This window comes from Lentimicrobium saccharophilum, assembly GCF_001192835.1.
GTDB classification, from domain to species: Bacteria; Bacteroidota; Bacteroidia; order Bacteroidales; family Lentimicrobiaceae; genus Lentimicrobium; species Lentimicrobium saccharophilum.
This window is the reverse complement of sequence record NZ_DF968183.1, coordinates 515,360-538,528: the sequence shown is the minus strand read 5'-3', so window position 1 is coordinate 538,528 and position 23,169 is coordinate 515,360. Positions and strand designations below refer to the sequence as shown.

The following is a 23,169-nucleotide window of genomic DNA, read 5'->3' as shown; positions in this document are numbered from 1 at the left end:
GAAAAGTCAGAAGCAAAGTTACAAAGAATCCCGGCCTGCCGCGGCCTGTAATTGTAATAAGTTGGATTCAGCCTGCCGGCCATACTCTTAAATCAAAAGTAAAAGGGCGCCGGCAACGGAACCTCCGGCCACCAGCAAAACAGGGCTGCTTTTTTTAAAGACAAAGGTTACTACAAGGCTGATTACGGTAATCAGGGCTGAGCGCCAGCCGGTCACGGTACTCAGCGTCATCACAAAAAGCACCGATGCCATCACCGCAATGGAAGCGACATTTACAGAGTCGAGAAACCATCCCATAATTTTTGACCTTCGCATTCGCGGAATCCAGGGATTAAGGATAAGCACGAACAGGAATGACGGCAGAAAAGCGCCGGCAGTGGCTGCCACAGCGCCCGGGATTCCTCCCAGCATATAGCCGATAAAGGTAACAGTTGACAGAATCGGTCCGGGCGTAAATTGTCCGACCGCAATGGCATCCATCAGCTGTTTATGGTCTAACCAGCCCCGGGTAACGAGTTCGGCATCAATATAAGCAAAGAGTACATAGCCGCTTCCGTAGAGCACAGCCCCGATTTTGAGGAAAACCCAGAACAACCCGAGCGCTGAAATGCCTGAAAAAGCTGTTGATACAGCAGGTATCGCCACGAGTGGTATCAATGAACTGAGTTTTTCCTTTCTTTTGTTTTTCATATAAAAGTACAGGGTTCCTGTGATCCCGGCGACCAGTAAAGCCGTGATTTCGTTGACCCCTGCGATGCCGGCTGCCAGTACTAAAGCGCCCAGGATTGCCGTTTCGCGGCCTTTCACCGCTTTTTTGCCAAGACTGATGATTGCAGAAGCAATAATAGCCAATACTGCGGGTTTTATTCCAAAAATATATGGTTCAATTTCAGGCAGATGGCCATATTCAACGTACAGCCAGGCAAATACAGAGGTGATAAGTACGGCGGGTAAAATAAAGCTTAAGCCCGCGACAATCAAACCGGCCAAACCTGCACGCTCATGTCCACAATGCATGGTCATTTCGGTGGAGTTGGGCCCGGGTATAAGGTTGGTGGCTCCGAGAAGGTCCAGAAAATGCTGCCGGTCAATCCATTTGCGCCTCTTAACTACTTCTTCCTCCATCATGGCGGTGTGGGCGGCCGGGCCGCCGAAAGAGAAGAATCCGAGTTTCAGAAATACCAGGGCTACTTCCCGGAGCCTGTACCTTTCATGCATCGGCAAAAGTAAAAGTTGATGATTGCCATTTTAACCCGGGAAGAGCGCATTTTGTTTTACCCGTCATGATAATCAGCCGGGAATGGTAAGGACTGTTTCCGGTAATGCAGTTTCATATTGTGAAAACTTTACCCTTTATCTGCCAGGCCGGCAGCCCATTTGCCTGCCCTGATCAGTTCGCCTTCCGTCAACGGGCCCCTGGTGTCTTCTACAAAAAAACCAGCAGGATCCTGTCGGAGCTTTCCCCCCTTCTTTTTGAGTTTCCGGGCTATCGGCGCTGCCGCATATCCGAAGAGCTTCACCATAAATGTCAGGAAACGGTTATTGACTTTATGAATATCTATCCTTGTGTCGAAGGCGGCAACCTGCCTGCCTGCCAATGCCCCCTGAGGTATGGCATCGAGGAAGGTTTTCATACCAGGAAGCATATTGAACTTTTGGGTAGGTGATCCGGCAACAATCAGATCGTAAACGGACAATTGTGCAGGGTTAAATTCTCCTGTTTTGTAAGCTGTAGCTTCGCCATATTGCAGCAGCGCATCCCTGATTGCAAAAGCGATTGCTTCGGTATTGCCGAAAGCCGATTCGTAAATAACAAGCGATTTCATCATCAGAAGTATTTGATCCGGTTCACAATAAGAAAATATCATGCTTCCGGGGATCGCCCGGATGATCCTTATACTGATGCTAAAGTAAGAAAAGTGTGAAAATTTTACCGGATAAGGCAACTTTTTCGTCCGGCCGTGTCAAACAGAATACTTAGGTACACCCCGACTTCTGAAAATAATCATCCCGCTTTGGCAGAATGATTGATAAATTCTTCGAGTAACGTGATGATTTTTTCCTTGTTCAGTGGTTTGGTCAGGTAGTCATTGCAACCGGCTTCGAGAGCAGCCTCTCTGTCGCCTGACAGTGCGTTGGCTGTTTGCGCGATGATCACTACATCCCGGTTGAACTTTCTGATCTCTTTAGCGGCCGTCAGCCCGTCCATTCCCGTCATTCTTACATCCATTAAAATGATGTCGAGATCAGGATGATTGCGGCATAGCTCCACTGCCAGGGCGCCACTTCCGGTAGTAATGATCTCTCCGCCAAGCGGTGAAATCATTTTTTCCAGCAGTTTCAGGCTGATAGCATCATCATCGGCGATCAGCACGTTAAATGGTCTGTACTTTGCCTGCATGTCTTCATATTTTTCAGCCGGGTGATGGTCAGAAACTTCAGTGGGTAAATACGGGATGGTAAAGTAGAAAGAAGTACCGGTGCCAGGAACGGAGGTAAGCCAGATTTTTCCTCCGAGCATTTCCACATAGGCTTTTGAAATTGACAATCCGAGTCCGGCTCCCTCATAATTGCTTGAAAGAGAATTGTCGGCCTGAACAAAGCGTTCGAAAACGGCATGTTGTTTCTCAGCCGGAATTCCTATTCCCTCATCCTTTACAAAAAATTCCAGAAAATCATTCTTCAGGGAATATCCGAATTCTATTTTACCTGATAAGGAAAACTTTATCGCGTTTTTAATCAGGTTGGTTAAAATGGCATAAATTTTCTCCTTATCGGAAGTAATACTGCTCCTGACATCCATCAGGCCTTTGTGAAACTGAAGTTCCAGCCCTTTTGATTCAGCCTCCGGCCTGAAAAAGTTATAAAGGAAATCAATCTGACTGTTGATTTCCACTTTGGAAGCCGTGATTTTGGCCAGACCGCTTTCTACCTTGGAAATATCAATCAGGTCGTTGATGATGCCCAGCATTCGGTTGCCGCTGATCCTGATCAGTGAGATGAATTCCTGCGCTTCCTTATCAGTCAGGCGCGGATCCTGCAACAGCTCCGCAAACCCGAGTATTCCGTTCATCGGTGTTCTGATCTCATGGCTCATATTTGCCAGAAACGCTGATTTGAGCCTGTCGCTTTCTTCGGCTTTTTCTTTTGCAGCGTTTAATTCCGCATTTATTTTTCTGAGCTGAAAATTTCTTTTTTTGATGATTTCATTTTTTCTGACAAGATTGTGTTCATATATAACCCTTTGGGTAATGTCAACTCCCAAAACAGAAAGACCTGCCGGCCGGCCATTTTCATTCCTGAGCAGGATATAACTCCAGGCGATAAATACAATTTTACCGCTTTTAGAAATCATACTGTGTTCAAACAGGTCATTAAAGTGTTTGCCATTGATCATCGAGAGAAATATCTGCTGATACTTCTCCTTATTTTCATCATGTGCAAAAGTATCTATCCAGTTTTTACCTTCCAGTTCTTCAAAGGTATAGCCGGTCGTATTGAGGAAACTGTTGTTGCAGAAGGTGATCCGTCCCTGCTCATCTACTATGGTTGAAAGAATATTGGCGCTTCTGATGGTATCGGTAAATCTTCGTTCGGATTCGAGCAACATTTCTTTGGCGCGTTTATTCTGCCAGTTGTCATATTGTTTCAGCATAAGTTTGCCCAGCAATACTGTGGCCGGAACGTAGATCAGCAATATGGGAACCGCCAGTGCCTTAAGGGTGTAAAATGACAACTCTCCGGGCAACAAAACGGTGCAACCCAACATAAGCAGGTGTGAAATAATGCCGACATATATCAGCTCCTTCAGGCTGTTGTTGTATTTCCACGAAGGCCTGAAATGATGCCAGAGAACACCGGTTATTCCGGAAGTGAATATTACAGCCATGCCCATATATACTCCGTCTCCGCCTAACCACCATCTGTATGCCATATCTATTGCAATAGCAGTAAATGTGGGTAAAGCGCCAAAAAATAACCCGGAGATGGTCAGCATGACCGATCTGGTGTCGAATACGAGTCCGGGCATAAATGTCCATGGAACCATCATCAGGATGATCCCGGTGATGCCAATGGCAATTCCGATGATAATTTTTACTGGTATACCTCTCTTTCTCTGGTAATTGATCCAGAAATTATCATATAACATGCTGAAAGATAGTAGTATGGCAGTATTAAAAAGCAGCCCGGTCAAGAAAGATTGTGTCATCATCAATTAAAGATTTATCCCGCAAATATTAATGTCATTCAGGCGCAAGTGTCATGTCTGACAAATTTTAATATGTCTTATCCCTGCGGATGGCAACCTGACAAATGTCAGTTTTTTTCTTATCCAATCCTGTATCAGGTAAATTAAGCGACGATTCCTTTGCAGCAATGTCTGACATAGTGACTTTCTCATAAGACAGTCATTAAAGCCGGATTCATTTGTTGAACACGGATGTTGCATTGCTGAAATAATGCGGAGGGCCGGGATAAAGATTAAATTACGGGAGTGAGGATTGAGGAACATTCCTTCAATCATTCAGTTTATCAGTTAATAAGGAGCGTTGGCAATTAGTTGGTTTCTTTCCACTTGCGGTATTCACCTGCCAGGCTGAGCGAAGTTTCATCCGGGGCGCTTACCGAAGTAGTCACTGTAAGTTTCCTGGATCCTGCCGGCCAGAAAACAACCGGCATGTAGTCATTCCCGTAACTGCCGTTTGAACTGACATAGGTTTCAGAATCATAGGCCGCACTGATGCACATCATCAGCGGGCTGTTTTTATCATACTGATAAAGCCTGGCCGCTGACAATGAAGGGAAATCCAGGGTTACTTCGCCGCACAATTGCCCGTTTTGCTCATAAAGCCGGGTTTTGATATTTGCAGCGCCGGGGAAGTCCTGTTCCAATTGGTCGCCGTTGATGTATTTATCCACAATCTCGGCAAAATCCTGGGCAGTAACATCTTTGCCATCATCCATCACCGACATGATATTGATATATCTGATGGTCAGTTTACCGGAATTTTCACCGGTTAACTCAAAAGTATATTCCTTTTTCTCAACAGTCAGGCAAGAGCTGAGCATAAGGGCTATAAGTCCGAGAACAGAAATTTTCAGCATTCGTGCGTACTTCATAGGATCAAAATGTTTATTGGCCTTCAAAGATAATCTAAATACGAATACCTGTACCTTTGCCACGTGGATTACCTTTTTTCAACATTAATCAGGATGTCATGAAAATATCTGCCGAGATAAGTTACTATCCGCTGAATGAACAGTATAAAGCGCCGATAAAAGCGTTTATTGCTTCCCTGAACAGTTATCATAACCTTGAGGTAAGGACCAATACCATGGCAACCCAGGTTTTCGGGGAGTACAACGATGTGATGAATGCGATCCGCGATTGTATGAAGGATGCTTTTGAGTTGCCGCATTCGGTATTTGTGATGAAAATAATCAATGCAGACCTGAGTAAGTAGGAGCAATGGTTCAATTTTGTAAAATTGCAATGCATCGCCATTAATTGAATAAACCCTGTTAATTCCGCTGCAGTTGCGGATTATCCCGTTTTCTCTTAGAATATAAGTATGCTTGATTTCTGGGACATTTTTACCGAAAATTTATATGATACCACCTGGGTGGAATTTGTTGCTGTCATTCTTGGAATCGCCAGCGTATGGTATGCCCGGCGCGAAAACATTCTGGTCTATCCAACGGGCATCGTCAGCGTATTGATTTTTGTTTTCATTTGTTTTAACACAAGGCTCTATGCCGATGCCGGCATCAATTTATTCTATTTTGCCATGAGCGTTTACGGATGGTATAACTGGACCAGGCCTGCAGGGAATACCGGACAACTGGTCATCAGCGTGAACAGCATAAAGCAGCAGTGGGTCTGTATCGGTCTCACGGCTTTATCATACTGGCTGATTCTCGGACTTATCTGGTTGTTTAACTACGATGATACCGTATATATGCAGTCGTATGTTCCATGGGTTGATTCATTTACAACTTCCATTTTTCTGGTGGGTATGCTGCTGATGGCAAGGAAAAAAGTTGAAAACTGGACATACTGGATCATCGGGGATATTGTTTCCATTCCCCTGTATTTTATGAAGGGGCTGGTTTTTACAAGTTTCCAGTATCTTGTCTTCCTGATTATCGCCGTTATGGGCCTGATAGAATGGCGCAGGCGTTACCGCAATCTCAGCATGCAATGATAAGGCGCATCTCCGTCACAGGGCCGGAATCCACCGGAAAATCATGGCTGGCTGAAAAACTGTCCGGGTATTTTGGTGAGCCATGGGTTCCTGAATTCTCCAGGGATTATCTTCAGAAACTGGACAGGCCTTATGAATTCCTTGATATACTCAGGATAGCAGAAGGGCAGTATGCCGCCGAGAATGCCCTTGCGCAGGATGCCCGGAAATTTCTATTCTGTGATACCGATTTTCTGGTCTGCCATATCTGGTGCAGGGTAAAATACGGAAAGTCGCACCCGTGGATTGAAATGATGCTGAAGCGGCACCTTTACGCTCATTATCTTCTTTGTAATACCGATTTGCCCTGGGAAGCCGATCCGCTGCGCGAACATCCGCACCTGAGAGAAAAATTACTTGAGATTTATATTGAAGAGCTTTATGAAAGAAAGTTGCCTTTTACGCTGATATCGGGAGAAGGGGAGGCCCGGCTTGCCATGGCCCTTGAGGCATTGAAGCAGGTGAATACAGAACCCTGATTTATATCAAATATTTATTGTCCGGTAAACCTTTTAAAGGAGTTATGAGATTCTTCACTTCACTACGTTACGTTCAGAATGACAATACATTAACGATAATCAAAGGGTGCTTGGTGGCGGCAAAGCCGCCACCAAGCACCCTTCCCCTCAAATCCATGTATGTCAAAGTCATTCTGAGCGTTAGCGAAGAACCGATCCCGATAGCTATCGGGAGAGCTCACCATAGGTAATCTCATAATTTAACCGGACAACGGTAATATCAAATATTTAAACTTTGAGCCTGAACAGAGAAATTACTTCAACCCGCCGGGGTTATTTATACGCGCTGATCGCCACCATCTGCGGATCACTCGTATACCTATTCAGCAAGGCTGCATTGAATGAAATCAGCCTTCCGGCATTCGGTTTCTGGTGGTTTATACTGGCGCTTTTCTGGAATACCCTGTTTGCAATGCACCCCAAAGGAGGGTTCTCCATCCGTTCATTTACCCGCCACGATTACCATAATCTTCTGCTGATCGGAATTTTTGAACTCGCTGCCACCGTATCTTTCTATATTGCCATCAAAATCACGGAAAATCCTTCTGTACCCAGTTTTCTCCGCAACCTCGAATACCTGTTTGTGACTTTGCTTGGGATATGGTTACTGGCAGAACGTTTCAGTATAAAAACAGGGGCCGGCGCTGCACTTATTCTTACCGGCGCTTTTGTCGTCAGCTTCAGGGGGACTGATTCCCTTGGTTTTATGAATGCGACAGCCCTGATGATGCTGATATCAACATCACTTTATGCTGTACGCACAATCCTTGTTAAGAAGCATATAGGCGAAATGGCCCCTGTCGTTCTCGCGATCAACCGTGCAATCTTCCTGTTTCTTTTTTCCCTGTTGTTCATATTTATTACCGGGGATAGTTTACAAATCCCGGTGAAGGCCTTTCTCAATATATTGGCCGGTTCATTTGTCGGGCCGTTTCTTACTTCTATTTTCCAGTATTCTTCCCTGAAATATATACCGGCAAGCAGGACTGCGATCATCCAGAGTACCACCGGCCTCTTCGTGCTGACGGGCGCGCTGCTGATGTTTGGCAGCCTTCCTACAACTGTGCAGGTCACCGGCGGATTGATAACCATAGCCGGAGTCGGGGTAATGATGGGGAAAAGGACGAAAAGTCATGATTAGCAGGGGAGAAGGATCTGCCGTTCTGTATTATCATACTATCTATTATGGCATACATAATCTGCCTTAAGCCTGATCATACTGTAAAGTAATTGCTGTTTTTTTCAGGTTTCATGAACAGGAATGTGATTGCTTTGATTATCCCGGAGAAATTATTGATAAATTGCAGGAGATTTTAAGCGCAATTTACCGGTCAGATCCCTTATGTCTGCATTCAGAAATTTTATTGAATCTTATGTCCGGCTTCCTGATGAAGAATGGAAGGTTATTGCAGATGTTCTAACACCCGTTGAATACAAAAGGAATGAGATCATCCTTCAGGCGGGGGAAGTTTGCCGTTTTTTCGGATTTCTGGAGAAAGGTCTGTTGCGTTATTTTGTTGAACATGACGGAAGCGAAGTAACCAAATTCTTTACAGTAGCCCCTTACTGCTTCACGTCCGCCTATAGTTTCAGGAATCAGGTGCCGGCCACGGAGAGTATTCAGGCACTTGAGCATAGCGTGGTTTATACAATCAGTTTAAAAAATGCTGATTTGTTGCTTGAACTGAAACACTGGGCAGTCTTTACCAGAAAGTTTACGCAGGAAGTGCAGTACCAGACCGAACAGCTGATGATGGAGGCCAAAACCACTCCGGCCACAGAGAGGTACAAGCTGCTGATGGAGAATTATCCTGGGATTATTCAGCGTATTCCGCTTAAACATCTTTCCGGTTTCCTGGGCATCGCGCCGCAGTCGCTGAGCAGAATCCGGAAAAATTATATCCGGGACCTCAGAAAGTAACATAGGTGAATTTCCGGCCGGAAAAAATCCCGGAACTTTGTGGCACTATAATTTAAAAGTGAATCATGCAAAGCATTCAGAGCAGGTTTTTCAATTTCATGTTGCGAAACCGTCATATTCTCAGCGGAAAATTCCGCAAAGAAGTGTTTGATGAAAATACTTCGATTCAGGCGTTCAGGGATCGCTGCGAGCAGGGAGCAGCCCGGTTTGCACGGATGCCTGAGGGGCTTGAGGTAAAACCATTCCTGATCGGTGACATGAAAGCGGAATGGCTGATTCCAGCAGGTGCAGTTCCTGATAAGGCGATTCTTTATGTGCATGGTGGCGGATATGTGTCAGGTTCATGCAACGATCACCGCGGGATTGTATCAAAGTTCTCGGCCCGGGCGGGTTTCCGGACCCTGATCTATGAATACCGGCTGGCGCCTGAGCATCCTTTTCCCGCTGCACTGGATGATTCTGTTGCGGTGGTAAAATGGATGTACGCCAATGGATTCAAGCCTGAAAATATTGTGATTGCCGGGGAGTCGGCCGGAGGGGGCTTGTGTCTGGCTTTGCTGCCGGAGATGAAGGATCGGAATATGCCCATGCCTGCTGCGGCCGTTGCCATCTCTCCCTGGACCGACCTTACCTGCTCCGGCGATTCGTACCGCACCAGAAACAGGTATTCCCTCGCCCCCATGAATTCCTGGACGGTTTTCAGCGCGCATTACTGCGGAAAACATGATCCTTCATTACCGGGTATTTCTCCGCTCTTCGGCAACTTGTCAGGGCTGCCTCCCTTATTTATCAATGCAGGGGAAGATGATGAATTGTTCGACGATGGGAAAAGTTTTTATCAGAAGGCTGAAAAGGCAGGGGTTGAGGTGATTTTTCGCAGCGGCAAAGGACAGGTACACTGCTATCCGCTGCTGGCTCCTATGTTTCGCGAAGCAACGGAAGCCATGAAGGAGATCGTGGATTTTGTGAAATTTCATCTGCGTACTGAAGCGACATCTGCATGAGGTCTTTTAACTACCCGGAGGAAGGAACAGGTCGGAATGCAGGTTTGAGTTACCTGCTGTAAGCCTGTGCCACTTTCAGGCTTTATTCACGGTAGTGATACAATAATAACATTTGTTTGCTGTTTTAACTATTTGGCAGCCGGACTGTTACTGCATATTAGTTTTTTGCCTGTCTCCATTTGGCAAATCCGAACTTATTGCCCGGCTGTAATTATGCGTAATAACCGCGAAAACTTTACTTATGATGCAGGAAAAGACTGAAAAGGAAAAGATGCTTGCCGGCGAAATCTATGACTGTGCCGATAAAGAACTTTTTGCACGTTGGCAAAGGGCCAAACAACTTCAGTTGCAGTATAACAATACACTCTCAACAGATCAGGATCAGATCAGCAGTTTGCTGGATGATTTGCTGGGATCAAGGGGTGAGCATGTTTGGATATCGGCGCCTTTCTTTGTCGACTATGGCGAGAATATTCATATCGGCAGCAATGTGGAGATCAATATGAATTGCGTTTTTCTGGATTGCAACCGGATAACCATCGGCGATTTCAGCGGCATAGGCCCGGGCGTGCATATCTATACGGTTTTTCATCCGGTTAAGCCTTCGGAACGGTTGTCGCCCGACAGCACCTTCTGGCGGTCGCAGACTTCTCCTGTTGAAATAGGTAAAAATGTCTGGATAGGCGGAGGAACCATTATCCTTCCCGGTGTAACGATTGGCGACAATACCACGATTGGGGCGGGTTCGGTGGTTACCCGAAGCATTCCGCCCAATGTCCTGGCATTCGGGAATCCCTGCAGGGTTATCCGGAATGTATAAAAACTACAATCTCATTTTTAAGCTTCCGAAAACGGTCTGCACTTCCTTTGACTGATGCTAATGCAATGACCACAGGAAAACTTAGCAGTGAAAAGAATTCTTCGATTAACCTGTGGATAAAAATACAGGAGTGGTAGTGTTTAAATTTTCAATCTATTAAAATACATTCCGCTTTAAGTTTGTTATCTGAAACTGACGGTGACTGATTGCCGTTTACGGAAACGTATTTAACCGAAGAGATTTATGCGCAATACCTTCAGGATCATAATCATTACCCTTGCTGCTTTCGGATTGTATTACTTCTTTCAGCAGTTGTTTTTCAGAGACATCAGGCACTGGATGATTCAATCGGGCCTCAATGCAGGTGTCAGTCACCTGTTTTCGTATCTTATTACAGGAATTCCTTTGTTTGCGGCAGTGCTGATCATCCACGGCCCGCGAAAGTTTGCCGGAAGTCTTGGATTAAATGGTTCTGCCGGCAAGGGTTTCGTGTTTGCCCTGCTATGCACACTACCGATGCTTCTGGGTTACGCCCTGGTGTTTGAATTTGACAGGGGGATTACTTTAAACCAGCTATTAATGGGTGCAGTGGTTGCCGCATTGATTGAGGAGTTGTATTTCAGGGCTTTCCTTTTCGGCCAGTTGTTCAGGTTTACACGACTGGGATTTATTCCGGCTGTGCTGGCCGGAGCCTTGCTTTTTGCCTCCCTTCACCTGTATCAGAGCAATGAGTTTTCCACGCTTACCGGCATTTTCCTTACAACATTCTCAGGAGCCGTTCTTTTTGCCTGGGTGATGTCGGAATGGCAGCATAACCTTTGGGTACCGGTTTTCCTTCATTTCTTCATGAATCTTTTCTGGATGATGTTTTCTGCCGGCGACAATGCCCTTGGCGGATGGTATGCCAATATTTTCAGGGCGATCACCATCGCACTTATCATTGTGATCACCATCCTTTATAAACGGCGCAATGGTGAGCGCATGGAAATTAACCGGGAAACACTCTGGATGAAGAAACGGTAAAACCTTCAGCCGGATGGTAATTCAACCTCCCGGACCCTGGATTATGTACTCCGGGATATTTTTTACATGAGGATAAGATCAATAAGGATCACTGCCGGGCTATTTCTCCTCCCTGACACTTTTCTCCAACCGCTTGTCGTAATACTCTTCGGCCTGAAGAAAGCCGTTCGACCATATTTCCTTCTTTTCGGCGACACCCTTGTCGTTAAGATGCATCCACACACCATCCTTAAAGTTGTTTTTGTATGGCCCTGACACCATCACCCTGCCGTTCGGATGGAAAAAAGTGGCAAGTCCTTCGAGTTTGCCGTTTTTGTAAGTGGCTGATAGTTTTACTGGTCCGTCGTGGAAATACTGTTTCCAGGGTCCGTCTTTTAACCCGTTCCGGTAGGTAATCTCTTCGAGAAGTACACCGTTCTGGTAGTAGTTCTTCCAGAGGCCGGCAGGAATGCCGTTCTCATATGACTCTTCTGAAATCAGAATTCCTTCTTCATTGTAAAACTTCCACAACCCTTCGCGTTTTTCGTTGAGGTAAAGGCCTTCGGCTGCCATTCTTCCGGAACGGTCGTATGTAATCGTGTAGGCTCTTGTACCGTTTTCGGTAAATGTTGTTCTGGCTTTGACTTTACCTGTGGTGTCGAAATAAACAAACTCACCTTCGGGCAGGTTATTCCTGAAAGTTCCCCGGTAAACCGGTTTGCCCGTTCCGTCGGTTTTCAGCCACAGGCCCTGCTTCAGGCCTCCGGCATCGGTATGATTGGCCGCATGGGGGAGGGTATCCTGGGCATGCAGGGATGGAATCAGAAAAGCAATAAATAATATTATAAAGGCTGTAGTTGATCTCATCAGTTTCAGGTGCTGATTATCTTCAGCTGCCATACTCCGGAAGCAGGCAACATTTTGTTTCGTAAATTTGTTGCAAAAATAATCACTATTGCTTGTTATCCGTACGTTTTTTTCCGGCTGATGATCAATGAATTACTCATCTGTCATCTGAAGATTGAAAGAAGTGGGTGTGTAATTGATTATAGTATTGAAAATCAGTGAATTCTAAAGCGGATTCCTGCGGTCCTGTGGTTTTTGCCTTAACTCAAAATAGTGTCGTCCATACAAATATCTGATCAATGAATACTTATTCATCCCGGTTGCTTGAAGATGCAGTGAATGAACTTACCCGGTTACCGGGCATTGGTCGCCGTACCGCCCTGAGATTGGCCCTTCATCTGCTGAGACAGGATGCGCAGCGGTCAGAAGCCCTTGGTAATGCCATTATCCGCCTCCGGAGCGAGGTGAGGTACTGCAGCCGCTGCCATAATATTTCAGATGTTGAAATATGTGCGATCTGTGCCGATCATCGCCGGGATCATACAGTGGTATGTGTTGTAGAAGATATCCGGGATGTGATGGCCATTGAAAATACCGGTCAGTTCAGGGGGGTATACCATGTGCTGGGTGGCGTAATTTCACCCATGGATGGGATTGGCCCCGGAGACCTGAATATCGCTTCACTTGAACAGCGGGCAGTGGAGGGAACCGTTTCAGAGCTTATCATGGCCTTGCCGGCTACTACTGAGGGGGATACGACAAATTTTTACCTGTACAAAAGACTTCATGAGAAGGTCGGAACCATCTCTGCCATCTCACGCGGTGTGGCAATAGGGGATGATCTTGAATTCGCCGATGAGGTAACCCTGGGAAAGTCAATTCTGAACAGGGTGCCTTATCATAAAACCTTTTGATATGAAGGTTGAAATACACCGTTCGGAGCAGCGCGGCAAAGCTTCCTACGGTTGGCTCGAAACCATCCACAGCTTCAGTTTTGCCGATTACTTCAATCCGTTACGGGAACGCTTCGGCGTTGTAAGGGTGCTCAATGAAGAATCCATATCAGGAGGGCATTCCACAGCGCCACATACGCATTCCAATATGGAAATTATTACGATTCCGATCAAAGGTGATCTGGAACAGATTGATGCAAACGGAAACCGGAATCTGATCAGGGAAGGGGAGGTGCAACTCTTGTCAGCCGGAACCGGTATCACGGTATCCGAAGCAAATCTGTTATCTGAAAATCCAGGCAGTTTTCTCCAGATATGGATATTTCCGGAGACAAAGCATACCAATCCCGAAGTTAATAAACTGGCTTATTATTCTTCGGTCCGTAAAAACATTCCTCACCTGATCGTTTCACCTGAGCAAAAACGGTCAGTTCTGTATATCAGGCAGCGGGCCTGGATGTATTTGCTTGATATGGACAAGGGTTCCGTTGTGGATTATCAGCTGAATCTTACCGGCAACGGCCTGATGGTATTTGTAATTGAGGGGGAGGTTAATGCAGCGGGCGGGCAACTGCGCTGGCGCGATTCCTTTGAAATGTGGGGTGCCGATCAATTAGCGGTTGAGGCCCGGGAAGACGCCAGGCTGCTGCTGATTGAGGTTCCGGCAGACTGATGTTCAATAAAAATAACGCGGGCATCCGAAACTATCAGAAGATACAATACAATCCGGAGGTGTGAATATGGGTTAAAGTTTTATTGCACCGATATCTTCCACGATGTCAAAAATGCTCATCTGATTTGGCCCGATCACCGGTTCGTGGCTATGTTTAAGGTTTCCATACCCATTACTCAGCAGATAAGCCATGATGGCTTTTTTGTACATATTTACCGGGGTAGTTCCGTTTTTCCGGCAAAAGGCATCCACACGTTTTTTCTGTTGCTGGGTAAGTTTGAAGGCAACAGGTTTATATTTAATGGGTTTCCTTCGTTTCCGTTTTCCTGCCATGGGCTGGTTTTTGTGAAATATCGGGCAATTTAGCAAATCTTTGGCTGACAATGCATTTCAGCCATAAATTTTTATAATTTCGCTGTTATCCTTCACTTATCCGGTAGTTACTCCCTGATAATTTCCCTGATGTCATCAATGATTTTGCGGGCAAGCACCCCCGCCTTTACTTCCGAATCGCTTTCGGAATAGATGCGTATGATGGGTTCGGTGTTTGACCGCCTCAGGTGCACCCATTCGCTTCCGAATTCTATTTTTACTCCGTCCTCGGTATTGATGGGGCGTTTTTTGTATTTGCCGGCTATTTTGCTGAGGATATTATCCACATCCATTTCAGGGGAAAGTTGAATCTTATTTTTCGACATGAAGTAGTCGGGATAGGTATTCCTCAATCCTGAGCAGCGTTTGCCTGACTGGGCAAGGTGGGTAAGGAACAGGGCAATCCCGGCGAGTGCATCGCGGCCGTAATGAAGTTCGGGAAGAATCACACCGCCGTTTCCTTCGCCGCCTATAACCGCCCCCACTTCTTTCATCCGGGCAACCACATTCACTTCGCCCACCGCGGAAGCATAATAGGTTCCGCCGGCTTTTTCGGTTATATCGCGCAGCGCCCTGGTCGATGACATGTTTGAAACGGTATTCCCGGGTTTTTGTGAAAGCACATAGTCGGCAACGCTTACCAGGGTATATTCTTCACCAAACATACCGCCGTCTTCGCAAATGATGGCCAGGCGGTCCACATCGGGATCGACTACAAACCCGACATGCGCTTTGTTTTTTACAACCAGTTCCGAGATTTCCTTCAGATTTTCGGGAAGCGGTTCGGGGTTGTGCGGAAAACGACCATCCGGAGTACAATAGAGTTCATCGATGATCTCAACGCCGAGAGATTTCAAAAGCAGGGGGATGGCAATGCCACCGGTTGAGTTCACCGCATCAACCGCAACCCTGAAATGGGCCATTTTTATGGCAAAGGAATTCACATAAGGCAGATTGATAATTTTCTCAATATGCTTTCTCAACTGGGTATCGTCATACTTTATTACACCAAGTCTGTCTACTTCGGCAAAAGTGTAATCGCCCGATCCGGCAATGCTGAGCAGTTGTTCCCCTTCCCGGGCGCTGATAAATTCCCCTTCGCTGTTGAGCAGTTTCAGTGCATTCCATTGCCAGGGGTTGTGGCTGGCTGTCAGGATGATTCCCCCCGCGGCGCCCAGGTCTTTCACCGCCATTTCAACGGTAGGGGTCGTCGAAAGTCCGAGGTCGGTAACATCAATTCCCATACCGGTAAGTGTGGCTGTAACAAGGCTGTTGACCATACTGCCCGATACCCTTGCATCACGGCCTACCACAACAGAGATGCGTTCCGGCGACTCCGGTTTAAGCATACTGCCATAGGCAGCGGTAAATTTTACAATATCCACAGGACTGAGTCCTTCACCGGGTCTGCCTCCTATAGTTCCCCTGATCCCTGAAATACTCTTTATTAATGTCATCTTAATATTATTGGCTTAGAATGCAAAAGTAGTTTAAAATCACGGAAAACACTATATCGGATTATTGTTGAATCAACAAGCCCGAAATAGCCTGCATTTCTTTCGCGCAGATCATACTTTTCAACAATAGCCTGTCCATAACTTAGTCGTAAACCACTGGCGAAATGAAATAAATTAACGTAATATTACGTTCGAATCCGGCTGTTGCAGTTTGAATTTCATAACTTTTATATCCTGCCCCCGGAACATAAAAATGCATACCTTTGCAGAGGATTATTGCACCAGCAGTAATTGAGTAAAATGATGAATGATTTTTTTGATCACCGCGAAGAAGAAGATTCCATTTCCTACCTGACTGAACGTTTTGAAAACATGCTCAGGGAGGGAGGGCGTTACTTTTTTGATATAGAAGAATATGAGGATCTGATTGACCACTATCTGGCACTTGGTGAACTGAAGAAGTGTGGGCTGGCCATCAGTCATTCCATGGAGCAATACCCTGGCTACACCGGGTTTCAGATAAGGCAGGCTCAGTTACTGGTATCATCCAACAAGGCAGAAAAGGCCCTCAGGGTACTATCGAAGGTTGAGGACATCGACCCAACAAATAGTGAGATTTATATCACCAAAGGAGCTATTTACAGCCAGTTGAAGCGTTATGACGATGCCATACGCGAATACAACAAAGCCATTACCGACGATGAAGAGGACCTGGGAAATATCTATTCCAACATTGCCTACGAGTATGAAAACCTGGGGAATTATGACAAAGCCATTGAATACCTGAAAAAGGTGCTGGAAATTGAGCCTGATAATGAAGCCATCATTTTTGAACTGGCTTTCTGTTATGAGATCACCGGTCAGAATGAGGAAAGTGTGGAATATTTCACCGATTATCTTAACCGTTACCCGTATTCAAAGTTTGCCTGGTTCAATCTTGGAGTGGCTTTCAATACCCTCGAACTTTATGAAAAAGCGATAGAATCATTTGAGTTCGCCATTGCCATTGATCCTGCTTTTTCATCTGCGCATTTCAACAGGGCCAATTCCCTGGCCGGGATGCAGTTATACCGCCAGGCGATAGAAGCCTATCACGATACCTTTGAGCACGAGCCTCCCGAAGGACTGACCTACTACTATATTGGTGAGTGTTTTGAGAAACTGGAAGCCTATGATGAGGCTATTGTGAACTTTAGGAAGGCTGTGGAAATGGATGAGAATATTGCCGATGCCTGGATTGGTATGGGGGTTTGCTACGAAGAGAAAGGCAACCTCAAAGCGGCTTTAAGGTATATCCGCCGCGGGCTTGAAATGGATCCTGATAATGCGGAATACCTGGCAACCCTGGCTGTAACCCAGCAACATGCAGGGTTTTATAACGAAGCCGCAGTTTCATTCACTAAGTCTGCTCAGATCAATCCTATGGATCCAGGTATATGGCTTGATTTTTCTGCCATGTTCGCCGAACTGGATGAATATGATCATGCGCTTGATATTCTGGAAACAGGCCTCACACATCAGCAGGGCAATGTTGCGCTGTATTACCGTAAGGTTGCTTATCTCTACAATATGGGTAAACCCAAACAGGCAATGTCGGCCCTGCACACCGCACTCTCAAAGGGCAACGACGGACTGGATGAGCTTTTTGAATTTGCTCCATATCTGAAAGACGATCCGTCGGTAGTTGAAATCATTGCTTCTTATCGCTTGCTTTAAAATGCCGCTCTCCTCTGAAAATTCAGCACAAACTACTTAACTGAAACTATGAAAGAACACCTGAACCTGTTTCTTAAAGGTGTGGCCATGGGAACAGCCAACATTATCCCCGGCGTTTCCGGAGGAACCATCGCCCTGATAACCGGAATCTTTGAACGGCTGATCAATGCCATCAAGTCATTTAATCTGAAAGCAGCCAAGTTGCTGTTGAAGGGCCGGTTCAGTGAGTTTGCAAAGCATACCGACCTGGTTTTTCTTATAGTCTTGTTTGCCGGTGTGGGATTTGCTATCCTGAGCCTGGCCAGGATATTTGAATTTCTTTTTAAAAATTACCCGGTTTACATCTGGTCCTATTTCTTTGGTCTGATATTGGCATCGGTCTATTTCGTCGGGAAAACGGTATCCAGGTGGTCAACTGCTGCTGTGATCTCATTTATTGCCGGCGCCGGTTTTGCTATTTCGCTTACCTTTATGAATCCGGCCACGGAGAACAGCAGTTTTATTTACCTGATTATCTGTGGTGTGGCAGCGGTGTGCAGTATGATTCTTCCCGGAATTTCAGGTTCTTTTATCCTGATTTTAATGGGAAATTATCAACTGGTTTTTATCGATGCCATCAATAACCTGCGTTTTGATATCCTCCTTCCGGTTGTGATTGGCGCAGCCTTCGGATTACTTGGTTTTTCCTATTTTCTGTCCTGGATATTCAAAAAATTCAGGGACCAGACCATCGCGTTGCTTACCGGATTTATTCTGGGATCGCTGGGGATCATCTGGCCCTGGAAGAAAACGATTTATATGCTTGATGCTGCCGGTGAAATCCTCATTAAGAAAGGTGAACCTGTAGTTGAACGTTATCTGATTTCGCTGCCACCATCATTGGATACTTCTTTCTTTACCGCTGTTGCTTTTATCATTGCAGGTATTGCCAGCATCTGGATTATTGAGAAGTATGCTGCCGCTAAACAGTAAATCATCCTTGTGCGCATATACGGACTCATCGGACAGACATTGAAACATTCCTGGTCCCGGGAATACTTTATCCGTAAGTTCGCCGCCGGTGGAATCCATGCGGATTATATACTGTTTGAACTTGCCAGGATCAATGATTTGCCCGTGTTGGTAAGGACTGAGCAACAGCTTTACGGATTGAATGTTACGATTCCCTACAAAAAATCCGTGATCCCCTTTCTTTCTGATCTTTCTCCTGAAGCGGAGGCCATCGGCGCTGTGAATACGATCCGGATTGAGCGACAGGGCCAGGATATCCGATTGACCGGATTCAATACCGATGCACCGGCATTCGGCGCCGAACTGGGCAGATTTGCTTTCAGGGAATCAAAAAGGGCGTTAATTCTTGGAACCGGTGGCGCAGCGATGGCCGTGGCCCATGTGCTGAAAAACGAAGGGTGGACGTTCAGCATGGTAAGCCGGAGCGGAAAGCTGCCCAACGTGTTAAGCTATGATAAGCTTACCCCTGATATTATGGCATCTGTAGAACTGATTGTAAATGCCACCCCGGCCGGCATGTATCCTGAAGTTGATACTATGCCGCCATTACCGTGGGATTACATCACCCGTAAGCACCTGCTCTTTGACCTGATATATAATCCTGAGGAGACCCGTTTTATGCAGATGGGTCAGGCAAAAGGGGCAAGGGCGATCAATGGCCTCGGGATGCTGAAACGTCAGGCTGATCTGGCGTGGGAAATCTGGCCGAAAGATCAGACTCAGGAGAAATAATATCCCACTCCCTTGATGGTTTTAATGCGCCCTGTCCCGATCTTTTCCCTGATCTTGCGGATGTGAACGTCAATGGTGCGTTCACCCACTATCACATCCGGGCCCCAAACGCCGGCAAAGATTTCATCACGGGTGAATACTTTATTGGGCCGCGAAGTCAGCAGCAGCAGCAATTCAAATTCTTTTTTTGAAAGCTCGGTTTCAACGCCCTTACGGATTACCACATATCTTTCCTTATCAATGATAAGGTCCTCAAGAACCAGTTTTGAATCGTCTTTTGCCTTTTCGGGCAGCCTGCGCAACAATGCCCTTACCCGGCTGATAAACACCCTGGGTCTCACCGGTTTCCTGATGTAATCGTCCCCGCCGGCCTCGAAGCCCTCTACCTGCGACATATCTTCCCCGCGTGCTGACAGGAATGCGATCATGGTTTCACTGAGGCCCGGCATTGCCCTTATTTCACGGCAGGTTTCATAACCATCTGAACCCGGCATCATGATATCCAGTATGATCAGATCGGGAGTAACCCGACGGGCTGTTTCAACAGCCTCGATGCCGTTGCGAGCACAATGTACTTCAAAGCCTTCCTTTCGCAGGTTATAGCTCAGAAACTCAAGAATATCCGTTTCATCATCAACAAGCAGTATTTTTGCTTCCGGTTTATCCATCAGGAATGTACTTTTATTGACAAAAGTATCTTCATGAAATAAAGTATAGGTAATCTGAATGTTAAGTTATTGTTATTTGTTTAGGCCGGAATTGGTCACGGTTGCTTACAATATTTCCGTACATTTGATCAACGGTTAAAGACCACTAATTCTGTTATTCCCGGTTTGTCAATGGTTGTATGGTAAAAACATCAGATGCAGAACTGCCGTCAGCTCCGTCCGGAAGCCGCATAGAGCTTACCTGCCCGGCCCCGGGCAACATCCTGATATTAATTCCGAAAGAAGGGTTTACGGGGAGAGGGATTTTTATCTTTGCGGTCATTTTTTTCTGGCTGCTGATGATTTTGATGTGGACAGTTCTCCTGCTCCAGTATGGAATTGCATGGACGTTGCTGTCCGTTCCTTTCTGGATTCTGGGTCTGGTTACCCTGCGCATATCGGCCAGGGAACTGTTCTCCTTTCAGTCGGTTGAGATCACCTCCGGAGCAGTAACCATAAGGAAGAAAACTGGAAAACAGACAGCTTCTGCAGCGCTGAATAAAAAGGATATTTCGGCTGTTTCATTTGTTGAAGGCAGCTATAAAACCCTCTACGGAATGAGCAGGAAAGGTATTTATACGGCCATTATCAGCAAGGGGGAAGCCTTTGGTATCGGAGAACGCTGCCGTGTTGCTGAAAAGCAATGGCTTGCAGATGTATTGAAAAGTCTGATTAAATAAGAAACCCTGAAAAAAAATGAAGAATCATATCAAACTGCTTGACCATAAAGCAATCCGGGAAATTTTACTGAAACACGACAAAAGGGTCATATTTGAGAAAACTAACGTGGTCCCAGACGAATCCCTGCTGAGGGAAGAACTGGTGGAGTGTCTGGGGGTGGACGAGATCAGCAGTAAATCTGTGCTGGGGCTGGATATTTATCAGTACAGTTCATACGGGGAATTTGAGCAGATGCTGATTCCTTTCCTGTTTAAAACCATGCTGAGCACCACCATCGACCTGTGCCTGGATAATCACCCGTTTATTTTTCAGTCCTATACACGCGAGAAGATTGAGAGCAGTTACATCAGTACCGGCGACGGTGGCTTCCTGATTTTCGACACCCCGCTTCATTCGCTGCTGTTTGCCAGCAACTATGCGATCGTACTCAGGATATACAATGCTTTTCATTTCTTCCCGCGACTGCGCAAGATTATCGGGGGGATAAGCACCCGTTATGCCATTACCTACGATAAAGTTTATCGTTTTGAAGATAACCATTACGGAAGGGCGATCATCAACAATGCCCGCATACTTTCGCGCGACAGCCTGAACCGCTGCCTGATCGACGAACATGTGCACCGCTGGTTTACGGTAAATATCGACGGCATCGAGAACCTTCAGGTGCTTACGATCGATGATGTTGCACATATCCATGAGTTCAGCAATTACAATATGCTGCCGCTTGCAACCTCATCCGATAAGATCTTCGGCAGGGAATCGAGCCGACGCGAAGGGATTATTAATTCCGACATTCTGAAGATCGGAAAGATCAAGGCCAAGGAAACCGATATCAATATTTACAATCTTCATCTTCAGGTGTGCCTCAGTCTGGTTAACAATGACGACGATTCCCAGAAAAAGGTGGTAACGGTCAGCCTTGGCAATCTGAATACGACGGGAATCTGAAACAGAATTTAAGATGCCTTGCTTAAATAAACCATAGCCGCTATGTGTGCTTTGAAAATATTGCCTGTTGAGAAGATCAGGGAAGCTGATGCCTATACCATAGCGCATGAGCCTGTAAGTTCAACCGCATTGATGGAAAGGGCGGCCGCTGCCTGTTTTCGCTGGATCGTAAAAAAAGTGACGGACACTAAAAGGGTCAGGGTGGTTTGCGGCATGGGCAACAATGGTGGGGATGGACTGGTCATCGCGCGATTGCTGCATGCTGCCGGTTACGCCGTTGATGTATATATTATCCGCCATTCCGGGGAACCAGGTGTTGATTTTACAGTGAATTTCAACCTGCTGGCCGATCTTCCTGGCCTGGTGATTACCGATGTATTTGAAGCGGATCCGCTGATCGAAATTGATGAGGAAGATGTGGTCATCGATGCCATCCTGGGCTCAGGACTGACCCGGCCGGTGACCGGATGGATGGCCGATGTCATCGATCAGATCAACCACAGCGGTGCAATGGTGATTTCAATCGATGTTCCTTCGGGATTGTTTGCCGATAAGGCGGTGGATCAGAAGCATCCGAAAGTAATCATGGCGGACTTCACGTTGACTTTTCAGATGCCGAAACTGGCATTTCTGGTACCTGAAAACGAGCGTTTCTGCGGAAACTGGAAAGTGCTCGGTATCGGGCTGCATCCTGAATTTATCGAACAATGTGAATGCAACAATTACCTGATTGAAACGGACGATTGCCGGAGTCTTTACAAAGTGCGTTCAAAGTTTGCCCATAAAGGGCATTTTGGTCACGCATTGCTGATAGCCGGAAGCACTGGAAAATACGGAGCGTCGGTGATGGCTGCCAGGGCTTGCCTTCGTTCAGGCGTTGGTTTGCTTACAGTTCATACACCTGCCGATGGATTTCAGACCATTCAGGGGTCAGTACATGAAGCCATGGTCAGCATCGACCCTGACGACAGCTGCTTTTCGGCCCTGCCGGTGCTGGATACCTACAATGCCATAGGGGTTGGTCCCGGGCTGGGGATGGATGAACAGAGCGCCGCGGCCCTGAAACTGCTGATACAGCAAACGCATGTCCCCCTGGTGTTGGATGCCGATGCCCTGAATATTTTAGGTGAAAATAAAACCTGGCTTTCTTTTCTGCCTCCTGGCAGCATTCTGACGCCCCACCCGAAAGAATTCGGGCGGCTGTCGGAGCCCACAGATAATCATTTCAACCGGCTTGAATTACTGCGCGCTTTTGCTGTGCGCTACAGGCTATACATAGTACTTAAGGGGGCTTTCACTGCCACGGCCACGCCTGAGGGCGATCTCTTTTTCAACCCTACCGGTAATCCGGGAATGGCCACCGGAGGCAGCGGGGATGTACTTACAGGCATTATCCTCGGCCTGCGGACTTCGGGTTATTCTGCCCGTGACGCCTGTATCCTCGGGGTATGGCTGCATGGAAAAGCCGGAGATCTGGCTGCCAAAAAATACGGGCAGCCATCCATGCTGCCCGGCGATATGATTGAAATGCTGGGAAAAGCTTTTAAGAAAATCAGCTGAAGC

Annotated in this window: 24 protein-coding genes; 16 read left to right on the top strand and 8 right to left on the bottom strand. The window is 46.4% G+C overall.

Annotated elements, in window-relative coordinates; all coding sequences use genetic code 11:
- Positions 1-87 precede the first annotated feature (87 nt).
- The 4 genes from chrA to TBC1_RS14150 all read right to left on the bottom strand — a co-directional run bounded on the left by chrA (position 88) and on the right by TBC1_RS14150 (position 5,121).
- Positions 88-1,218, bottom strand: coding sequence for a chromate efflux transporter (gene chrA / locus TBC1_RS14165; protein ID WP_062044304.1), 1,131 nt, complete (start codon positions 1,216-1,218; stop codon positions 88-90).
- Positions 1,219-1,346: 128 nt separating this feature from the next.
- A complete protein-coding gene (locus tag TBC1_RS14160; protein ID WP_172668909.1) occupies positions 1,347-1,829 on the bottom strand; it encodes a flavodoxin family protein in 483 nt (160 codons plus the stop codon).
- A gap of 176 nt (positions 1,830-2,005) precedes the next feature.
- Positions 2,006-4,213: an ATP-binding protein gene (locus tag TBC1_RS14155; protein WP_082189641.1), complete on the bottom strand. Its 2,208-nt coding sequence runs from the start codon at positions 4,211-4,213 to the stop codon at positions 2,006-2,008.
- A gap of 344 nt (positions 4,214-4,557) precedes the next feature.
- Positions 4,558-5,121: a hypothetical protein gene (locus TBC1_RS14150; protein WP_137305742.1), complete on the bottom strand. Its 564-nt coding sequence runs from the start codon at positions 5,119-5,121 to the stop codon at positions 4,558-4,560.
- A 98-nt stretch (positions 5,122-5,219) separates the two neighbouring features.
- Between TBC1_RS14150 and TBC1_RS14145 the strand changes: the two genes are divergently transcribed.
- The 8 genes from TBC1_RS14145 to TBC1_RS14110 all read left to right on the top strand — a co-directional run bounded on the left by TBC1_RS14145 (position 5,220) and on the right by TBC1_RS14110 (position 11,531).
- Positions 5,220-5,465, top strand: coding sequence for a thiamine-binding protein (locus TBC1_RS14145; protein WP_062044289.1), 246 nt, complete (start codon positions 5,220-5,222; stop codon positions 5,463-5,465).
- Positions 5,466-5,573: 108 nt separating this feature from the next.
- Positions 5,574-6,206, top strand: a complete 633-nt coding sequence (pnuC, locus tag TBC1_RS14140; protein ID WP_062044286.1) for a nicotinamide riboside transporter PnuC — start codon at positions 5,574-5,576, stop codon at positions 6,204-6,206.
- A complete protein-coding gene (locus TBC1_RS14135) occupies positions 6,203-6,724 on the top strand; it encodes an AAA family ATPase (protein ID WP_062044284.1) in 522 nt (173 codons plus the stop codon). Before pnuC ends, TBC1_RS14135 begins: the two co-directional genes overlap by 4 nt.
- 274 nt (positions 6,725-6,998) lie before the next feature.
- Positions 6,999-7,904 carry a DMT family transporter gene (locus TBC1_RS14130; RefSeq protein ID WP_062044282.1) on the top strand — a complete coding sequence of 302 codons (906 nt, stop codon included), beginning with the start codon at positions 6,999-7,001 and terminating at the stop codon, positions 7,902-7,904.
- A gap of 201 nt (positions 7,905-8,105) precedes the next feature.
- On the top strand, positions 8,106-8,684 hold the full coding sequence (locus TBC1_RS14125; RefSeq protein WP_062044278.1) for a Crp/Fnr family transcriptional regulator: 579 nt from the start codon (positions 8,106-8,108) through the stop codon (positions 8,682-8,684).
- Between the two features lie 65 nt (positions 8,685-8,749).
- Positions 8,750-9,688 carry an alpha/beta hydrolase gene (locus tag TBC1_RS14120; protein WP_062044276.1) on the top strand — a complete coding sequence of 313 codons (939 nt, stop codon included), beginning with the start codon at positions 8,750-8,752 and terminating at the stop codon, positions 9,686-9,688.
- Positions 9,689-9,929: 241 nt separating this feature from the next.
- Positions 9,930-10,508, top strand: a complete 579-nt coding sequence (locus TBC1_RS14115) for a sugar O-acetyltransferase (RefSeq protein ID WP_316931815.1) — start codon at positions 9,930-9,932, stop codon at positions 10,506-10,508.
- A gap of 243 nt (positions 10,509-10,751) precedes the next feature.
- The gene (locus TBC1_RS14110) at positions 10,752-11,531 is read left to right on the top strand and encodes a CPBP family intramembrane glutamic endopeptidase (RefSeq protein WP_062044273.1); all 780 of its coding nucleotides are present in this window, start codon (positions 10,752-10,754) and stop codon (positions 11,529-11,531) included.
- A gap of 99 nt (positions 11,532-11,630) precedes the next feature.
- Here the strand turns inward: TBC1_RS14110 and TBC1_RS14105 are convergent, their stop codons facing one another.
- On the bottom strand, positions 11,631-12,377 hold the full coding sequence (locus tag TBC1_RS14105) for a toxin-antitoxin system YwqK family antitoxin (protein ID WP_172668908.1): 747 nt from the start codon (positions 12,375-12,377) through the stop codon (positions 11,631-11,633).
- Positions 12,378-12,655: 278 nt separating this feature from the next.
- Between TBC1_RS14105 and recR the strand changes: the two genes are divergently transcribed.
- Both recR and TBC1_RS14095 read left to right on the top strand, forming a co-directional pair.
- Positions 12,656-13,270 carry a recombination mediator RecR gene (recR, locus tag TBC1_RS14100; RefSeq protein ID WP_062044268.1) on the top strand — a complete coding sequence of 205 codons (615 nt, stop codon included), beginning with the start codon at positions 12,656-12,658 and terminating at the stop codon, positions 13,268-13,270.
- A gap of 1 nt (position 13,271) precedes the next feature.
- Complete coding sequence (locus TBC1_RS14095) at positions 13,272-13,982, top strand: pirin family protein (RefSeq protein WP_062044266.1); 711 nt, start codon at positions 13,272-13,274, stop codon at positions 13,980-13,982.
- Between the two features lie 72 nt (positions 13,983-14,054).
- Here TBC1_RS14095 and TBC1_RS14090 read toward each other — a convergent pair whose 3' ends face one another.
- Entirely contained in the window at positions 14,055-14,315 is a 261-nt protein-coding gene (locus TBC1_RS14090) for a hypothetical protein (RefSeq protein ID WP_062044263.1), read from the bottom strand.
- A gap of 107 nt (positions 14,316-14,422) precedes the next feature.
- Complete coding sequence (gene glmM, locus TBC1_RS14085) at positions 14,423-15,811, bottom strand: phosphoglucosamine mutase (protein ID WP_062044260.1); 1,389 nt, start codon at positions 15,809-15,811, stop codon at positions 14,423-14,425.
- A 300-nt stretch (positions 15,812-16,111) separates the two neighbouring features.
- Between glmM and TBC1_RS14080 the strand changes: the two genes are divergently transcribed.
- Genes TBC1_RS14080 through TBC1_RS14070 form a run of 3 tightly spaced genes read left to right on the top strand, consistent with a single transcriptional unit; the run spans position 16,112 to position 19,270 of the window.
- Complete coding sequence (locus tag TBC1_RS14080; protein WP_082189640.1) at positions 16,112-17,527, top strand: tetratricopeptide repeat protein; 1,416 nt, start codon at positions 16,112-16,114, stop codon at positions 17,525-17,527.
- Between the two features lie 48 nt (positions 17,528-17,575).
- Complete coding sequence (locus TBC1_RS14075) at positions 17,576-18,499, top strand: DUF368 domain-containing protein (protein WP_062044254.1); 924 nt, start codon at positions 17,576-17,578, stop codon at positions 18,497-18,499.
- 9 nt (positions 18,500-18,508) lie between these two features.
- Positions 18,509-19,270 (top strand): shikimate dehydrogenase family protein, encoded by a 762-nt coding sequence (locus TBC1_RS14070; RefSeq protein ID WP_062044251.1) that lies wholly within the window; start codon positions 18,509-18,511, stop codon positions 19,268-19,270.
- On the opposite strand, the gene TBC1_RS14065 is transcribed toward TBC1_RS14070, so the two are convergent.
- Entirely contained in the window at positions 19,258-19,938 is a 681-nt protein-coding gene (locus TBC1_RS14065; protein ID WP_172668907.1) for a response regulator transcription factor, read from the bottom strand. The two genes, TBC1_RS14070 and TBC1_RS14065, sit on opposite strands and share 13 nt — an antisense overlap.
- Positions 19,939-20,117: 179 nt before the next feature.
- Between TBC1_RS14065 and TBC1_RS14060 the strand changes: the two genes are divergently transcribed.
- Genes TBC1_RS14060 through TBC1_RS14050 form a run of 3 tightly spaced genes read left to right on the top strand, consistent with a single transcriptional unit; the run spans position 20,118 to position 23,166 of the window.
- A complete protein-coding gene (locus TBC1_RS14060) occupies positions 20,118-20,657 on the top strand; it encodes a hypothetical protein (RefSeq protein WP_062044245.1) in 540 nt (179 codons plus the stop codon).
- A gap of 16 nt (positions 20,658-20,673) precedes the next feature.
- On the top strand, positions 20,674-21,606 hold the full coding sequence (locus TBC1_RS14055; protein WP_082189639.1) for a hypothetical protein: 933 nt from the start codon (positions 20,674-20,676) through the stop codon (positions 21,604-21,606).
- 42 nt (positions 21,607-21,648) lie between these two features.
- Entirely contained in the window at positions 21,649-23,166 is a 1,518-nt protein-coding gene (locus tag TBC1_RS14050) for a bifunctional ADP-dependent NAD(P)H-hydrate dehydratase/NAD(P)H-hydrate epimerase (protein WP_062044243.1), read from the top strand.
- The last annotated feature ends 3 nt before the right edge of the window (positions 23,167-23,169 follow it).

Bases quoted from the DNA above. Each gene is read 5' to 3' on its own strand.
- chrA (WP_062044304.1), bottom strand. From the start codon at position 1,218: ATGCATGAAAGGTACAGGCTCCGGGAAGTAGCCCTGGTATTTCTGAAA.
- TBC1_RS14160 (WP_172668909.1), bottom strand. From the start codon at position 1,829: ATGATGAAATCGCTTGTTATTTACGAATCGGCTTTCGGCAATACCGAA.
- TBC1_RS14155 (WP_082189641.1), bottom strand. From the start codon at position 4,213: ATGATGACACAATCTTTCTTGACCGGGCTGCTTTTTAATACTGCCATA.
- TBC1_RS14150 (WP_137305742.1), bottom strand. From the start codon at position 5,121: ATGAAGTACGCACGAATGCTGAAAATTTCTGTTCTCGGACTTATAGCC.
- TBC1_RS14145 (WP_062044289.1), top strand. From the start codon at position 5,220: ATGAAAATATCTGCCGAGATAAGTTACTATCCGCTGAATGAACAGTAT.
- pnuC (WP_062044286.1), top strand. From the start codon at position 5,574: ATGCTTGATTTCTGGGACATTTTTACCGAAAATTTATATGATACCACC.
- TBC1_RS14135 (WP_062044284.1), top strand. From the start codon at position 6,203: ATGATAAGGCGCATCTCCGTCACAGGGCCGGAATCCACCGGAAAATCA.
- TBC1_RS14125 (WP_062044278.1), top strand. From the start codon at position 8,106: ATGTCTGCATTCAGAAATTTTATTGAATCTTATGTCCGGCTTCCTGAT.
- TBC1_RS14120 (WP_062044276.1), top strand. From the start codon at position 8,750: ATGCAAAGCATTCAGAGCAGGTTTTTCAATTTCATGTTGCGAAACCGT.
- TBC1_RS14115 (WP_316931815.1), top strand. From the start codon at position 9,930: ATGATGCAGGAAAAGACTGAAAAGGAAAAGATGCTTGCCGGCGAAATC.
- TBC1_RS14110 (WP_062044273.1), top strand. From the start codon at position 10,752: ATGCGCAATACCTTCAGGATCATAATCATTACCCTTGCTGCTTTCGGA.
- TBC1_RS14105 (WP_172668908.1), bottom strand. From the start codon at position 12,377: ATGAGATCAACTACAGCCTTTATAATATTATTTATTGCTTTTCTGATT.
- recR (WP_062044268.1), top strand. From the start codon at position 12,656: ATGAATACTTATTCATCCCGGTTGCTTGAAGATGCAGTGAATGAACTT.
- TBC1_RS14095 (WP_062044266.1), top strand. From the start codon at position 13,272: ATGAAGGTTGAAATACACCGTTCGGAGCAGCGCGGCAAAGCTTCCTAC.
- TBC1_RS14090 (WP_062044263.1), bottom strand. From the start codon at position 14,315: ATGGCAGGAAAACGGAAACGAAGGAAACCCATTAAATATAAACCTGTT.
- glmM (WP_062044260.1), bottom strand. From the start codon at position 15,811: ATGACATTAATAAAGAGTATTTCAGGGATCAGGGGAACTATAGGAGGC.
- TBC1_RS14080 (WP_082189640.1), top strand. From the start codon at position 16,112: ATGATGAATGATTTTTTTGATCACCGCGAAGAAGAAGATTCCATTTCC.
- TBC1_RS14075 (WP_062044254.1), top strand. From the start codon at position 17,576: ATGAAAGAACACCTGAACCTGTTTCTTAAAGGTGTGGCCATGGGAACA.
- TBC1_RS14065 (WP_172668907.1), bottom strand. From the start codon at position 19,938: ATGGATAAACCGGAAGCAAAAATACTGCTTGTTGATGATGAAACGGAT.
- TBC1_RS14060 (WP_062044245.1), top strand. From the start codon at position 20,118: ATGGTAAAAACATCAGATGCAGAACTGCCGTCAGCTCCGTCCGGAAGC.
- TBC1_RS14055 (WP_082189639.1), top strand. From the start codon at position 20,674: ATGAAGAATCATATCAAACTGCTTGACCATAAAGCAATCCGGGAAATT.
- TBC1_RS14050 (WP_062044243.1), top strand. From the start codon at position 21,649: ATGTGTGCTTTGAAAATATTGCCTGTTGAGAAGATCAGGGAAGCTGAT.